The sequence below is a fragment of the Oleiphilus sp. HI0043 genome, from assembly GCF_001634935.1.
Window position 1 is genome coordinate 13,912 of record NZ_LWEY01001500.1, and the last position, 15,320, is coordinate 29,231.

Annotated in this window: 11 protein-coding genes; 8 read left to right on the forward strand and 3 right to left on the reverse strand. The window is 46.2% G+C overall.

The window, feature by feature from the left end; translation table 11 throughout:
• Positions 1-21: 21 nt before the first annotated feature.
• Genes A3729_RS21660 through A3729_RS21680 form a run of 5 tightly spaced genes read left to right on the forward strand, consistent with a single transcriptional unit; the run spans position 22 to position 7,242 of the window.
• Complete coding sequence (locus A3729_RS21660) at positions 22-567, forward strand: type II secretion system protein (RefSeq protein WP_068740403.1); 546 nt, start codon at positions 22-24, stop codon at positions 565-567.
• Positions 564-1,115: a prepilin-type N-terminal cleavage/methylation domain-containing protein gene (locus A3729_RS21665; RefSeq protein WP_197475975.1), complete on the forward strand. Its 552-nt coding sequence runs from the start codon at positions 564-566 to the stop codon at positions 1,113-1,115. The genes A3729_RS21660 and A3729_RS21665 overlap by 4 nt, the downstream gene beginning before the upstream one ends.
• A complete protein-coding gene (locus A3729_RS21670) occupies positions 1,115-1,909 on the forward strand; it encodes a type II secretion system protein (protein ID WP_068508272.1) in 795 nt (264 codons plus the stop codon). The genes A3729_RS21665 and A3729_RS21670 overlap by 1 nt, the downstream gene beginning before the upstream one ends.
• Positions 1,899-2,327, forward strand: coding sequence for a hypothetical protein (locus A3729_RS21675; RefSeq protein WP_068508270.1), 429 nt, complete (start codon positions 1,899-1,901; stop codon positions 2,325-2,327). The genes A3729_RS21670 and A3729_RS21675 overlap by 11 nt, the downstream gene beginning before the upstream one ends.
• Positions 2,320-7,242 carry a DUF6701 domain-containing protein gene (locus A3729_RS21680; protein ID WP_068634264.1) on the forward strand — a complete coding sequence of 1,641 codons (4,923 nt, stop codon included), beginning with the start codon at positions 2,320-2,322 and terminating at the stop codon, positions 7,240-7,242. Before A3729_RS21675 ends, A3729_RS21680 begins: the two co-directional genes overlap by 8 nt.
• Before the next feature lie 85 nt (positions 7,243-7,327).
• On the opposite strand, the gene glnG is transcribed toward A3729_RS21680, so the two are convergent.
• The 3 genes from glnG to A3729_RS21695 form a co-directional block, all read right to left on the reverse strand.
• Positions 7,328-8,779: a nitrogen regulation protein NR(I) gene (glnG, locus tag A3729_RS21685; RefSeq protein ID WP_068508266.1), complete on the reverse strand. Its 1,452-nt coding sequence runs from the start codon at positions 8,777-8,779 to the stop codon at positions 7,328-7,330.
• Positions 8,780-8,783: 4 nt separating this feature from the next.
• Positions 8,784-9,911 (reverse strand): nitrogen regulation protein NR(II), encoded by a 1,128-nt coding sequence (glnL, locus tag A3729_RS21690; protein WP_068508264.1) that lies wholly within the window; start codon positions 9,909-9,911, stop codon positions 8,784-8,786.
• Between the two features lie 255 nt (positions 9,912-10,166).
• Positions 10,167-10,748 (reverse strand): hypothetical protein, encoded by a 582-nt coding sequence (locus A3729_RS21695; protein WP_068508262.1) that lies wholly within the window; start codon positions 10,746-10,748, stop codon positions 10,167-10,169.
• Positions 10,749-10,891: 143 nt separating this feature from the next.
• Between A3729_RS21695 and A3729_RS21700 the strand changes: the two genes are divergently transcribed.
• The 3 genes from A3729_RS21700 to A3729_RS21710 all read left to right on the forward strand — a co-directional run.
• Positions 10,892-13,144: a type I secretion system permease/ATPase gene (locus A3729_RS21700; protein ID WP_068634265.1), complete on the forward strand. Its 2,253-nt coding sequence runs from the start codon at positions 10,892-10,894 to the stop codon at positions 13,142-13,144.
• A complete protein-coding gene (locus A3729_RS21705) occupies positions 13,137-14,444 on the forward strand; it encodes an HlyD family type I secretion periplasmic adaptor subunit (protein ID WP_197475976.1) in 1,308 nt (435 codons plus the stop codon). Before A3729_RS21700 ends, A3729_RS21705 begins: the two co-directional genes overlap by 8 nt.
• 100 nt (positions 14,445-14,544) lie before the next feature.
• Positions 14,545-15,320: TolC family protein (locus A3729_RS21710; RefSeq protein ID WP_197475977.1), on the forward strand; the 776-nt coding region annotated here is incomplete at its 3' end.

Genomic DNA, 15,320 nt, shown 5'->3' on the forward strand with positions numbered 1-15,320 from the left:
CGTTTTTTAAAGGCAAGATTTTTGTCGAACAAGATCATAGCAAACTATTCAAAACAGACTAACCAGCATGGTTTTACCTTGATTGAGCTGGTGATGGTCATCGTGCTCATCGGTGTTCTAAGTGTCGGTGCCAATAGCCTGTTCTCTTCAAAAGACTCCTATGCAGACTACTTAGCCAAGGAAAGGCTTCTTTCTCTTGGTTTACTCGCGCAACAGTTAGCCTTGGGTGTCAGTGCTCAAGAGGTGCAAATAGCGGGTGCGGCACCTATACCGTCGGGAGATCCAGCGGAAATACAGTTTATTCGTACCGCTGGCGGCGACCTGCATTTTACCCTACTGAAGCATCAGCAAAGCGTTCAGACTTATCAACTGGAAACACCTTTGCCCACAATTTCAATAGATGGCCTTGCGCTGGCGTTGGGGGCTACTGTTAGTTTGGCGTGGGATCAAACAGCAAGTATGGACGATGCCGCAAATCACAATGTTACGATCGTTGGTACGAAAACCCATCGTATTTGCTTCTCCTCCTCGGGTTTTGTTTACGAATCGTCGGGGGCATGCCCGTGAGAGCTAATGTTACTCGTTCAAGAAGTTTAAGCCGACAGCAAGGCGTCACCTTGGTTGAACTCGTCATTTCTATTGTGATTCTATCGATTGCTATGGTTGCAGTGCTGAACTCTTTCAGTTTTACCATGAAACATAGTGCTGACCCCCTTTGGAGGAATAAGACCTTAAAGCTGACACAGTTATATTTTGACGAAATATTATCAAAGAATTATGACCACGCTACGCCCGTGGGTGGTGTGCCGATGGTCGCGAGCCCAGGTTGTACAGCAGCAGATCTGGGTCCCGATTCACCCGGAGACGTCCTGGAAACTCGCTCTGTCTATAACGATGTGGATGACTATGATGGTTTGACAGATGCTCCACCGGTCAGCTTAACTGCAGGTTTAGATAGTTCTTATGACAGTTATAGTGTTTCTATTAGTGTGGCGTGCGATACCGCTAACTTAGTGTCAGCGAGTGCAACGAATCACGCCAAGAAAATAACTATTTCGATAACGCCACCGGGCCAAAGTACGATGACCTTTGCCGCTTATAAGGGGAACTTCTAATGTCGCGCCCCTTAAATGACTCTAAAGGATTTACCTTAATCGAGATGATTGTCACGATTGTCGTGATAGGTATTCTAGGTGTAGGAATTGCCGGATTTATCGGTCGAACTACGGAGGGCATGATCGATGCCTCTGAGCGCGGTAAAATATCTGCCATTGCTTGGGTGGTATCAGAGAAGCTAAGTAGAGAACTACGATTAGCTTTACCGAATAGTATTCAAACGCTTAGTGGCGGCTCATGTATTGAGTTTATTCCCACTGTCGCTGCAACGGACTATTTAAGTGTGCCGATTTTAAGTGGGGCCAGTAGTTTCGAGGTGGTACCTTTTGCTAGCTACGTGGATGCAAGTGTCGATACTAGCCAGGACAGAGTGGCCGTTTATAGTAATGCCGTCAGTGATGTTTATGACCTATCTGGAAGCCAGCGCGTAATTAGTAGCTTGCTTTCTAGTATTACTGCCGGCGCAACAGCCGGTGCTTTGACGATTAACTTACAATCAAGCCATCAATTTGTCAGTGACTCCCCAACTAAGCGTTTGTTTATTAGTCAGGACCCCGTGATGTTTTGTTTTAGCGGTGGCTTTCTCTATCGTTATTTTGATTATGGCTTTGATTCGACCCCTGATACCAACAAGCAAACTGTCATGGCAAATGGTGCGAATTTAGGTAGCTTTGCTTATACAGACGCCAGCCTGACTCGTAATGCTGTGGTAAATATTGCTTACAGTGTTACAGGTAGTAATGGTGAACTCCAGGCCGTAAATCAAGAGGTGCAAATTCGCAATGTACCCTAGGCAACTCCACTTTAGACAACTACACCTTAAGCAGCGAGGTATTGGACTTCCTGCGACAATATTTTTGATCGTTATTCTTGCTTTGATCGTTTTGGCAATGAGTGATCTGGCTGAAGATTCCAGTATGGGCTTTGCTCAAGACTTTGAATCTACACGAGCCTTTTACGCGGCGGAAAGCGGTGCTCAGATAGCGCTAAACAGAGTGTTCGTTGGTGGGACAACTTGTAATGATGCAATGGGGTATCTGGACTTTGATGCAGGAGGGAGTAACCCTGGCTTGGATAACTGCATTGCACAACTGATTTGCCGAATTGATACGGTGGCAGGTACAAATTATATGACATTTACAAGCACAGCGACCTGTGGAAGTGGTTTGGACCAGGCGACTCGTTCGGTGCAGGTGAGGGCTCATGATTAATAAGGGTGTTTTGTTATTGTTCCGACTTATTACAAGTATATGTGTGATTGTCTGTCTGTTTACTTTCGCTAGTAGTGCTCATTCTGCAATTACTTTTGTAGCTAGTACGACTGAAGATGGCAATAACGATGATGTCACTCTTACTGTACCAGCGAGTGCTGAAGAAAATGATTTGTTATTGGTGCAGATTACTATCCGAAACAGAAGTGGTAGTGATGGGGTGACAGCGCCAGCTGGTTGGACTCAGATTAGCTCTCAAGACAGAGACGATGATGTACTCCAATCATTGTACTATCGCCTGGCTACGTCTGGCGACGCTGGGACCGGGTATAACTTTGATTTTGATGGCAATCGGAATCGGCGGTATATAGGTGGTATGTCTGTCTTTCGAGGTGTCGATACCTCCACACCAATAGATGATGAAGATTCTAGCGTAGGTATGAGTTGGTCCAGTGTGACAGCACCGTCGGTCAATACTTCAGGCTCGGGGGGAATGCTGGTGGCATTTTATACGCTTGAAGCCGGAGACGCAGCGTTTTCCGCACCTGTCGGTATGACTGAAATGTACGATATTGAGGAACATAAGGGTAATGACGGAATAACAACAATGGCCGCATATGAGCTTCGACCTACGGCAGGTGCATCGGGTGATCGAGTCGCGACGGCGTCAACAATTTTTGATGATGCCATTGGTCACTTAATTGCTTTGAGAGAAGGGGCGAGTGGTGTATTGAATGTTGATAGTGTCCATGGTGCCTGTGGTGTTGATAATCTCTTGGTAGTCGAATTCGACAATACCATTGATAGTGATGCCTTAGATACTAGCTACTACTCCTTAAATGCAGCGACGATTAGTAGTGTTAGTCAGCAAAGTGACACAACGGTTGTATTGCAGGTAACAGGAATTGTAGCGGGCCAGGCATATACCTTGACGGTGGATGGTACTGATCACAGCGTTGATTTCTCTGGTTTAACTGGTCATTACTTTGATCAACGTAACGGAAGTGGAACCAAGGTTTCTCAGCCTTCAGGTTTATTTACCGGTACGGCATATCTGCGTAAAGATAGCCAAGTGGATTTTGGTTGGGGCTCAGGAACGCCGACTATTTTCCCTAGTACCTCTGGAAATAATGAGCGTTTCAGTATTCGTTGGAATGGCTATGTGGTACCGACACAAACAGGTAGTTATGAGTTCCGGCTGTATTCAGATGATGGTGTACGCTTAGACCTTGAAGGTAGTGAGATTATTAATGACTGGAGCCTTCATGGACCGCGTTATTCGAGCACTTCTGCGGCGCAATTATTAAATTCTGGGCAGGGCTATATCGTTCAGATGGAGCACTTTGAGCATACTGGTCAAGCTTATGCTCGTTTGCAATGGCGCCGTGACGGTGGCAGTTGGGAAGCTATTCCAAGTGCAGCTTTGAGTTCATGTGCGGTCACAGGTGAGCTACCTGAACCTGTCGCAGAATTTCGAATGGACGAGACGGCTTGGTCTGGCTCATCAGGTGATGTGGTGGATAGCTCAGCTAGTTCTAGCAATGCCAGTTCTCAAAATGGCTTAGACACAACGAATACAGCACACCTTTGCCGAGCAGGCGATTTCGATGGTGTTGATGACTACATTGAAAGCTCAGCCGTAGGCACAACGCTTACGGGAACCTCTTCACTGAGTTTTTGGATCAAGACCACACAAGTAGGAAATAATACCGGATGGCAGGCGCCCGGTATTGCAGGTATAGAAGAGGCGGGAGGCTCCGACGATATCTTTTGGGGCTGGATCGATGCCTCGGGCCATATTGGCTTATCGGTCGGTAACGATTACTCAACAAAATCCTCAGGAGTGATCAATGATAATAGCTTTCATCATGTGGTACTAACACGTGATGCCGGTAGTGGTGCGTATAAAATATATATTGATGGCGTGTTGGATCAAAGTGGCACCGCAGCAGCAGGTGTGATTGGCAACTCTTTCACGAGTATCGGCCGGATAGAAGATACAGGTGGTTCGCCAGAGTACTTTCAAGGTCAGCTAGATGAAGTCAAAATATACAACAGCGTTCTAAGTGATTCGCAAGTGAATGCCTTATATACCGAGACACGTTCATGTGGCGCCTATCAGCCTCTTGCTCACTTTGCCTTTGAGCAAAATAATTGGTCGGGCGCAGGCGTGTCGATCGAGGATTATTCGGGTAACGGTAATGCGGGATTAAGTGTCGGTAGTGCAGAGTCCCATGCCAGCGGCCAGGTTTGTAAAGGTAGTTTTATTCCCGACAACTCAAATTCAGCAACGATTGATGCCATTGACTCACAGCTGGACTTGGACACAGACGTAGGGAGTCAAGGGACTATTGTGCTTTGGTATCGAGCTGAAGAGAACTGGGTGGGGAGTGGAGATAAGACCTTAATTGATGCAACTACCGATGTCATAGGAAATTCTAACGATAAGTATTTCTTCTTGGCAAAATTAAATGATGGTCGCTTACGATTTGCCTTGGAAGATAGCGCGGATCTTGATTTCAACTTATACACAAGTGCTAACTCAGTTGTTGCGGGAACGTGGGTTCATCTTGGCGTAACCTGGGACTTATCTGCCGATGAATTGCATATATATGTTGATGGAAGCTCTGCTGCCTCATCGTCAATTTCATCTAACGGCACTATGGGTGATGTAGGAAATATCTTCTTCGGGGACAATTCATCTACTTATCTAACACCAGGCGCTTCAGCTTATGGCCGTTTGGATGAGATTAAAGTTTACGATAGCGTGCTGACTGAAGCAGAAATTGGAACGGCTATGGGGGACTCTCATGCTTGTAGCTCGTGTTCTTTAGGTAGTTTTTCGATTACTCAGCCTGACTATGGGTTAGCCTGCCCGAGTTCCAGAGCTGAAGTGAGTATTCAAGCTGTATGTGCGGATGGTGTTACTGATAAAACTGACTATGTTGGTACGATTGGTTTAAGTACCAATGATGATTCAAATAGCGAGTTTTATGATGCTGCTAGCGGTGGTTCCTCCATATCGGGTCTCACTCTGGATGGCTCTGAAAGCGGTGCAGCAACGGTCTTTTTATTCCATGAGAGGGCGGTTGATGGTGTGGTCGTGACCGCCGAAGATACTGCAGAGAGTGTAAGCTCTACCGCAACGCCGGGTACAAACTTTAGTGCTTACGGATTTGTTGCCACCAACCCGGCCTCTTTTGTTTGTGGTAATTCTAAATCGATGACATTAACCGCTGTCGGTCAAACTCAACCAAGTGGTAGTGCTTGTTCAGTGTTGACTGATTTTGACGGGAGTAAAGATTTAAAAGCATGGTTTGAGGTGAATTATCAATCTGATGAGTCACCCGCTATTGCAGATACGGCCAGGACTTCCCTAAGCCTTAATAACACGCTTATCGCTAACAGTTTACCTGCTAGTGATAATCTGACTTTAGATTTTGATCAAGGTGTAGCAGATCTTGACGTTAGGCATTTAGATGCTGGACAAATATTGTCTATTAACTTTGAACATGAGGATGGGCTCAGTGAAACGCCACTTATGCAAGGTCTTATGTCTAATGCCTTTGTTGTCTCTCCTTCCTTGATTGAGTCGACTGTACCGAGCGCGCCAAGTTGTTCTTCTCCTTTTGGATCTTGCAGTGAGTTTGCAACGGTCGGTGATAATTTTACTCAGCAGCTTAGAGCTGTCTGCGCGGATGCAAGCGCAACAACGGCTGAGAGCTATATCAGTCCTTCGCCAATATCGTTGCGTAGTAATCTTATTGCACCGCTAAGTGGTGTTAATGCCAATGTTGCCGAGAGCAATGTGGCCTTTACATTGGCAGATGATGGTGTTGTGTCGGTGACGCAACAAATAGATGAGGTGGGGGTTTTCACTATGGAAGCCTATGCCGTGCCCGATTATGCGGGTGAAGTCGTCAGCGGTGGTACAAGTGGTAATGTTGGTCGGTTTATCCCTGATCGTTTTGATGTGAGCTTTTCCGTCACAGGAGGAAATTTTGCCCCAGCGTGTAATGTCGTTGGACTATCGCCCTTCACTTATATGAATCAGGCCTTTCAATGGAATACTGTCCCTGAATTGACGATAAGTGCTGTACGTGCTGATGGCACGATTACACAAAACTATGAAGGTGATTTTTGGCGCTTGGGTGCAAACCTGGAGCTAGATGAGTCTTGTGGTGGTAGTGTAGGCGTTAAGGGTTTTTGCTATACCGATAATGCAGCGACGGCGGCGACATTATCCTCGCCAGTTGGAGATATAAGTTATGGTGCGACAACAGATATTGATGGAACGCTTAGCTTACTTATCCACTCTAGTAACCCTAACTTCAGTTATGATCGACCTGCAGGGACCAATATCGTTCCTTTTGACGCAGATATTGATTTGGTCGTTACTTTGGAAGACGATGATGATGTGACAGGCACTAGTAATTTAGCAGCGCTTGGTTTCCAATTTAGCTCAGAATTACGGCAAGGACGGTGGAAAATGGAGAATGCCTATGGGCCTGATACTCAAGCGTTAAAAATGAAGGCTTACCCCCAATATTATTCTAGCGCCGGAACCTTTGTTGCCCATACTGATGATCAATGTACCGCAGTTGTTCCAACTGTTACACCTTTAGGTAGTGGTGCTACGAGCTTAGAAGATATTCTTGTGGGTTCAGAGTTAACTACCTTAAGTGTGAATGCTCCTCTCGATGATGCGCAAAATGAAAACTTTAGCTTCAGCGCTCCAGGAGTCGGCGGGGCTGGAAAAGTTCAAGTTAATCAGGACTTATCTGCATTGCCATGGTTGCGTTTTGACTGGGACGGAGATGGCGCTCTGGATGATGAGCACCCCTTTGTTGAGGCGCAGTTTGGTCAATATCGAGGCCACGACAGAATTATTTACTGGCGAGAAGTGAGTAACTGATTCTAGGTCGTGCTCCAAGGTTTGGGCATAGCGCGGGATGGAACCCGCTGCCTACAAAATATGAGAGTAATGCGGAGGGAGGGGCTTAATCCTCTTCCTCAGTACTCTCTTCAAAGCTCATATCAAGCTCTTTGATTTTACGGGTAAGCGTATTCCGGCCCCAGCCTAATAACTGGGAAGCATCTCTACGTCGTCCGCCAGTATGGTTCAATGCCGTATCGATCATAATACGCTCAAACTGGGGAACAGCTTGATCCAGAATGGCACTATTACCTTTTTTAAGTTCCTGGTCAGCCCACTTTCGCAAGGCTTCCTGCCAAGTACTTGCTGTTGGAGCAGTGTTATCTTCATCTAATAATTCTGGCGGCAGGTCTGATACATGAACCTCTCTACCACTAGCCATGACGGTTAACCAGCGACAGGTGTTTTCTAGCTGTCGAACATTACCTGGCCAGGGCATGGCACTTAAGTACTCTTCGGTCTCAGGGCGTAATTGCTTGATGTCGACCGAGAGCTCTTCAGCTGCTTTGCTTAAGAAGTAGTTCGCCAGGGTGGGGACGTCTTCACTTCGGTCGCATAGTTTAGGTAGGTGAACGCGAATAACGTTCAAACGGTGAAATAAATCTTCCCGGAAGCTACCTTCTTGAACCAGACCTTCAAGGTTTTGGTGGGTTGCAGCGATAATCCTAACGTTAACCTTAACGGGTGTGGTGCCACCGACTCGATAAAACTCACCATCTGCAAGTACACGTAATAGGCGGGTTTGCGTATCGGCAGGCATATCTCCGATTTCATCGAGGAAAAGTGTACCGCCATCAGCCTGTTCAAAGCGTCCGGTGCGCTGTCCTCCAGCACCTGTAAAGGCACCTTTCTCATGACCAAATAACTCAGACTCAATCAGGTCGTTGGGAATTGCAGCCATGTTTAAGGCAATAAATGGTAACTGTGCACGGGGGCTATGCTGATGCAAAGCACGAGCGACCAGTTCTTTACCTGTTCCTGATTCGCCATTGATCAGAACCGTTATATTTGACTGTGATAAGCGGCCGATAGCGCGAAACACTTCCTGCATCGCTGGAGCTTTACCAATGATTTCAGTATTTTCTTCATTGAGCTCCGGTGCATCAGGCATATTCTGTGCTTTTTGCTCTTGGGAGTGAGCAATGGCGCGTTTGATTAGTGCGACGGCATCATCTAGATCGAAGGGTTTGGGTAGGTAGTCGAAAGCGCCACTCTGATAGGAGGAAACAGCGCTGTCCAAGTCGGAATGAGCGGTCATAATAATGACCGGAACTGCCGGTACGCCACGATGCAAATTATTAGCTTGAATCTTTTCAAGTAGTGCAAGCCCATCAATGCCAGGCATACGAATATCACTGATAATCGCATCAGGGCTCTCGCTAGAAAGTCGTTCTACTACACCTTCACCGCTTTCAAAAGAGCGAAGCTCGTAGTCTTCTTTTGCTAGTGCTTTTTCAAGTACCCAGCGTATAGAGCGGTCATCATCAATGATCCATACAAGTGGCTTTGTTGTCATAGTGTTACTCCGAGATACTTGAAACGTTTGTTGGTTTAGGTGAGCGCGTGCTATCGATAGGGATATAAATAATGAAGTCGGTTTTACCTGGTTTGCTTTCGCACTCGACCAAGCCATCGTGCTTGGTAAATATGCTTTGCGTAATGGATAAGCCCAGACCTGTACCTTCTGCGCGCCCACTGATCATGGGGTAAAAAATATTCTGAATGGAATCCTTTGGTATACCTGGACCGTTGTCGATAATATCAACCTTTAGTACCAGTCGATGTCGAGTATGACCAATAGTGAACTGCCTTAGAGTTCGCGTTCTCAAGACAATCTGAGGTGAAGGATTTTCGTCTTTTTGCTCAGACAGTGCTTGAAGTGCATTTTTCGCAATGTTCAGAAACGCTTGAATTAACTGACTTTTATCGCCCAGGAATTCGGGAATACTTGGGTCGTAGTCCCTGATAATATTAATTTTGCCTGCAGATTCGGCATGAATCAGGGTGTGAACTCTTTCAAGAATCTCGTGGATGTTTGTTTCACAACGCTTGAGGGCTTTATTAGAGCCGAGCATTCGATCTACCAGACTTCTCAGCCGGTCCGACTCACTCATTATAATTTGTGTGTATTCATGATGCTCTGGGTTGGTCAGCTCTGCATCAAGTAGCTGAGCGGCACCCCGAATTCCACCGAGAGGGTTCTTAACCTCATGAGCGAAGCCACGAACAAGGATTTGAGCTGTTTCCTGGTTCTCATGCAGCTGTTCTTCACGGCTGATCCGCTTCAAACGATCCTTTGCTTGCATTTCGATCAGCAGTAAATCCTGAGAATCTTGAGAGAACTTTGATGCCGAGCAGTCTGCAAGAAGCTCTTGGCCGTTGTGTAGAATAAACTCGCAGTCACGTTGAGTGTATGAGTGCCCGCCATCAATAATGGCCTGGAACTCGTCAAACAAAAGCTCTTCATGTTTAATAAAGAGGTGATCTAGCTTGCTGGATAGTATTCGTTTGTAACCGGCTTGCAGGAGCATTTCGGCAGCAGGATTGATAAATTTAATCTGGTAATTTGCATCAATAAGGATAACAGCAGTCGACAAGCCTTCGAGTATGCGTTGTTGGTAGGCATCTGAGAACAGGTTGGTTGTCATTAAAGCTTGTATCCATTTAAAGACGAAATTACATGCAAACAGGCTTGCTCTTGCCTGGGGCGAACTATAATAGCCAAAGCAAGAAGCAAACCAATGTTTTATGTGGCGTCGAATATGTTCAGAGAGTAGCTATTTAGCGAGCTCCCGACTGCTTGCGTGTCAGGGCTCTTGGTTTAGTATAGATGAAGATAGGATGTGCGCACCAATTTTGTGCATTGCTTTTTTGGGGTGTTCCCTATTGGTGCTCTCTATGTGTTAGTTAATTTTGAACGCTCTGGCGATAGGTCGATGAACTGTAAATTGACTACTGGCTGAGATAAGAGCCTTGTTTTGTGGGTCGATAACTTGGACCGTGATCGTGTGTGTTCCTCTATTTAGGCTTGTTAGCAGCAAGCTCGCCCCTTTTTGTAATGCAACTTCGGCACCATCCAGCAGAAAGCGCAGTTTGTCCTCTGCTCTTAATGAAGGCTCTAATATGGTGCTTACAGTGATGTCACCCGTGCCTGAGTGGAGTGCGCTCCGGTCTATTGGTGCGCTAATAACAAGTGACTGGTAAAGAAAGCTGTCGTCTGTAGGTGCAGAGCTAAAACTTATGGGGCTTGGTTTTAGTGCAGGTATGGTTGGAACGGGTTCGACTTCCAAGGTGACGGCGTTGCTTTGTGGTTGGTCTGAGTACGATATGCTGCCATCTGGTTTTGTGACTTTATAGACGGTTGTTGTGCTGGTGCTTTCTTCGGCATACAGCTTACTCGTGCTGACGAAAAACAATAAAGCCAATAAAGTAACCTTTATGGCGATCAACAAATTGCTAGTCTTGAATTGATCTTGTGTAAGCACAGTCTATACCCTCGTTAAATAACTGCTATAGTTAGAAAAAGCTTTGAAGAAGCAGTGTAACAGAGAGTCTTTTCGCTTCTAAAGCTCATCTATAGTTTAGCTCACAATTTGATGAGCTATTTTTGATATTTGAGGTTTTTTCTTTGTCCCATAATTCCGCCAGTAGCTCTTATGACAATGCGGCGAATGTATCGAGTGCTGAAGCAGTAGAGCCTGCTCAAGTAGCTGTATCGCGTTATCTTCAAAATGCTTATCTGCATGTCATGGCGCTAGCTGGGTTTGCTTGTTCACGTGAGGTGTTTTTGCACGGCTTACCCGTAGACGAAAGAGCTTCAAGTAGCGGTATGATGAGAGCGGTTCATAGCCAAGGCAAATTACAGTGCCGCCAAATGGATTTGGCGGATCTGGATAAGGCTGCCTTGCCTTGCCTTGCTCAGCTTAAAGGGAGTGATGAGGCTTGGCTCGTGATTGAGCGCTACGATACTTCCCGGTGTGCTTATAGCGTTAAAATTTTTAGCTCTGAGGGAGAGGGGCAGGCTTATTGGAGCGAGTTTGAGCTTAAGGAGAAAATCTCTGCAGAGCTGGTTTCGGTATTTCCAAAGGCGCATACGAGCAGTTCCTTAGACCAGCCAAGAAGAAGTGGTTTTGCTTCGTGGATGTGGCAGGAGCTAAGAGCTTTAAGCAGTGTTTATCGGGATATCATCGCAGCTACTTTATTGATTAACGTCTTTGCTTTGGCTGCGCCATTGTTTGTCATGAATGTTTATGATCGGGTAGTTCCCAATCAGGCAATCGAGACGCTTTGGGTTTTGGCGTCAGGTCTGGTCTTAGTGATCGTTTTTGAGCTGCTGGTAAAATTGCTTCGACATGTGTTTTTGGAACAGGCCGGTAAGCGTTTAGACTTGGTTTTGTCGAGTAAGCTATTTTCCAAGGTTTTGAATATCAGGCTCGAAGAATTTCCTTCGTCAGTGGGCTCACTTGCCAGCCAGGTGAAAGAGTTTGACTCGATCAAGCAGTTCTTTACTGCGGCGACAATGACGGCGCTCGCAGATGTTCCTTTTGCCATTATCTTTCTATTGGTTATCGCTTCTGTGGGTGGGCAGCTGGCCTTGGTGCCTTTAATAGCGGCTGCTTTCCTCTTGCTCTATGGTTACGTTGTGCATTTCCCGATAAAAAAAGTGGTTGATTTGATGCAGCAGGCAGCCGCTGAAAAAAATAGTGTTTTGGTTGAGAGCTTAAGCGGCATTGAAACGATCAAGTCCCTTAATGCGCAAGGGCGTCAGCAGGGCTTGTGGGAGAGAGCGCTGGTGCGTATGTCGCTACTAGGAGTAAGAGCCAAGCATCTGACCGACTCTGTATCGATCGTATCTGCGTCCGTTATGCAGCTTTCAACCATGGCGATTGTAATTGTCGGTGTTTATCAGATTGAGCAGCAAGCTTTGAGTTTAGGCGCTTTGATTGCTTGTGTGCTGTTAAGTTCTCGCGCCTTAGCGCCGATGTCCCAGATTGCTAACCTGATATCTCAATACCAACAAGCAAGGTCAGCGCTTAAGGGCTTGGACGATTTATCTCGGCGTGATGATGAATTAGAAGATATTTCTAAATCGCTGAGTTTGGGGGGCAAAATAACAAGCATCGAGATGCGAGATTTATCCTTTTCGTACTCGGGTGGGCCTAAAGTTTTGAAGGATATTAATCTGTCTTTGAATGCAGGTGAAAAAGTAGGGATTATTGGAAAGATTGGCTCTGGAAAAAGTTCACTGCTTAGGTTGTTGCTGGGCTTTGGTAGAGCTGATGCCGGACAATTATTAGTGAATGGCTTCGAGGTTCAGCATTTGAACGCAAGTGAGCTCAGGTCATCTATTGCTTATGTTCCCCAAGAAATTACCTTATTTAGCGGTAGCCTGCGTGAAAACATCCTAATGAAGGCACCAGAAGTGTCGCAGGAAGCGTTGCTTAAAGCGGTGGAATTGTCAGGTTTGTCCGAATTGGTTCAAACTCATGAGATGGGTTTGGATATGACGATAGGAGAGCAAGGAAAAGGCTTATCTGGTGGGCAGAGGCAGTGTGTGGCAATCGCTAGAGCACTTATCAATGACCCTGACTTATTGTTATTTGATGAGTTAAGTTCTTCAATGGATAATCAGACAGAACAGATGATCATCAATAATATTCGGAATATCTCTAAGGATAAGGTGCTGCTACTTAGCACGCACCGGGCTTCTTTGCTGGCCCTGGTGGACCGAATTATCGTGATGGATCAAGGAAAAATTGTTGCTGATGGGCCAAAGGAAAGTGTTTTGGATGCGCTCAAGCGAGGCTTGATTCAGGCAGGGAGCCAAAGTGCTCACAATGATAAACAAGGTCATGGAAAGGGAGGTGTTTCCAATGACTGAGTTCCGTTCAACCCCTATCACTCAAGCCTTAAATGATCATGGTAATGTCATAAAGTCACGACGCTTGCTGTGGCTTATAATTTTGATCTCTTTTTCATTTATCTGCTGGACTGCTTATGCAGAGGTGGATGAGTTGGTTCGCGGTGTAGGTAAGGTTATCCCTTCGAAGCAACTGCAGTTGGTCCAGAATCTTGAGGGTGGCATTCTCTCGGAATTATTGGTGGAGGAAGGTCAGGAAGTCGAAGCCGGTCAGGTTTTATTAAAACTGGATGATAAGCAGCTTGCTTCCCGTTTTCGGGAGCGTGAACAGGTAGTGCGAGTGCTTCAGGCTCGCTCAGAAAGGCTGCGAGCCGAAGCGCAAGGCGGAGAGCTTTCTTTTTCTGAATCTCTGGTTCGTGATGACCAGGCTTTAGTGAGAGAGCAGCAAGCGCTTTTTACTCAAAGGCTTGAACAGTTAAGAGCCTCCAAAGCAATAATTAGCCAGCAAATTCAGCAGAAACACCAATTATTGGATCAGCTTCAAGGGCAGCTCCGTCAGTCCAGAGAGCAGGAGTTGCTGGTGAAAAAGGAGTTGGCAATATTGGAGCCTTTGTTTGAGCAAGGGGTTGTCTCTGAGGTGGAGCTGATAAGATCTGAAAAGAGTGTCTTGGAGGCCAAGGGGAAAGCTTCAGATATTGAACTGAAGTTGCCGCAGATTGAATCTTCTATAAAAGAGCTGACAAATCGTAGAGCTCAGTTAGAGTTGGACTTTAGGTCTGAGTCTCGTCTTGAATTAAATGATGTGTTAGCAGAGCTGGCTCAGATGTCTCAAGGTCACGATGTATTGGAGGATAGGGTTGACCGAACCCAGGTTCGATCGCCTGTTAATGGTATCGTTAAAGAGCTTATGGTGACCACCTTGGGTGGGGTTATTCAGCCGGGAATGGATTTGGTGAGTGTTGTCCCGATGGAGGATGCTTTGCTAATTGAGACAAAAGTCCGCCCTGCCGATATTGCACGACTGTACCCTGGACAGAAAGCAATGGTAAAATTCACCGCATATGATTTCACGGTTTATGGAGGGCTCGAAGCTGAGCTGGTTCATATTAGTGCTGATTCCAGTACAAATGAACAAGGTGATAGCTTCTACCTGGTACGCGTCAAGACGCGAGATAATAACTTGAAGTTCGGAGACAAGCTCCTTCCGGTTATTCCTGGTATGATTGCCCAAGTAGATATTCTGACAGGGAAGAAAACCTTGCTGACGTATCTCTTGAAACCAATATTAAAAGCCCGGCAGGTTGCGCTGACCGAACAGTAAGTTTTGACTTGCTCACTATGCAACTTTTCAGGGTTTTATCTACGGATAGATAATAATAAGTAGCAACCAGTTTGGTTGTTAACGTAGAGGCAATAATAAAATGCAGTTTCTTTCGCGCTTGTTCTTGTGCTTAGCTGTCACAGGCTGTTTTAGCGTGGCCCCGGTTTTTTCCCAAGAGCTAGATTCAAGTTTCTCGAACATTATAGATGAGCCAGGGCTGTCTAAGAAAGCTTCGGCAGTTCGTGGCATTCAGGAGAGCGTGAGCTTAACCTTAGCCAGTCATCCGCAACTTAAAGCAATGGTCAGCGAGTTGTATGCTCAGATGGCGGACATCGAGGAGCGGGAGTCTGCGTTTCTACCTAAGCTTGTTTTATCTCTAGGTGTCGGGCGTGAGCATAGTAATAACACTTCGACAAGGTCATTGACGGGAAGTGGCTCTGAACAAATGGAGCGCCGAGAAGCTTCACTTGCCTTAAGGCAAATGTTATTTGATGGCTTTCATACTCATTGGCAGCGTGAAAGCGGCGTAGAGATGGGGCAGGCACGACGTCTAGCGATGCGCTCTCAGGCAGAAACGCTAGCCTATGATGCTGTGCAGGCGCATTTGGATGTTATGCGTGCGAACTTTGCTCTTGAGGATCATATTGCGAACCTGCAAACTCATGAACGGATTGCGAAAGACGTGGGTACGAGAGCTCGTTTGGGAAAAGATGACCGAGCCAAGGTAAGTCAGGTCAGTGCGCGTTTATCTTTATCTTTGGCAAATGTCGAGGCAGCAAAGGCTAAGCTTAGAGCGGCTGAGGCGGCTTATTTTCGAGTTGTAGGCTCAAGGCCTGCTTTATCTTTGGCTTTTAGTCCAGGCTTGTTATCGATGCC

Coding starts and splice junctions, on each gene's coding strand:
- A3729_RS21705 (WP_197475976.1), top strand. CDS start 13,137: ATGACTGAGTTCCGTTCAACCCCTATCACTCAAGCCTTAAATGATCAT.
- glnG (WP_068508266.1), bottom strand. CDS start 8,779: ATGACAACAAAGCCACTTGTATGGATCATTGATGATGACCGCTCTATA.
- A3729_RS21675 (WP_068508270.1), top strand. CDS start 1,899: ATGTACCCTAGGCAACTCCACTTTAGACAACTACACCTTAAGCAGCGA.
- glnL (WP_068508264.1), bottom strand. CDS start 9,911: ATGACAACCAACCTGTTCTCAGATGCCTACCAACAACGCATACTCGAA.
- A3729_RS21680 (WP_068634264.1), top strand. CDS start 2,320: ATGATTAATAAGGGTGTTTTGTTATTGTTCCGACTTATTACAAGTATA.
- A3729_RS21670 (WP_068508272.1), top strand. CDS start 1,115: ATGTCGCGCCCCTTAAATGACTCTAAAGGATTTACCTTAATCGAGATG.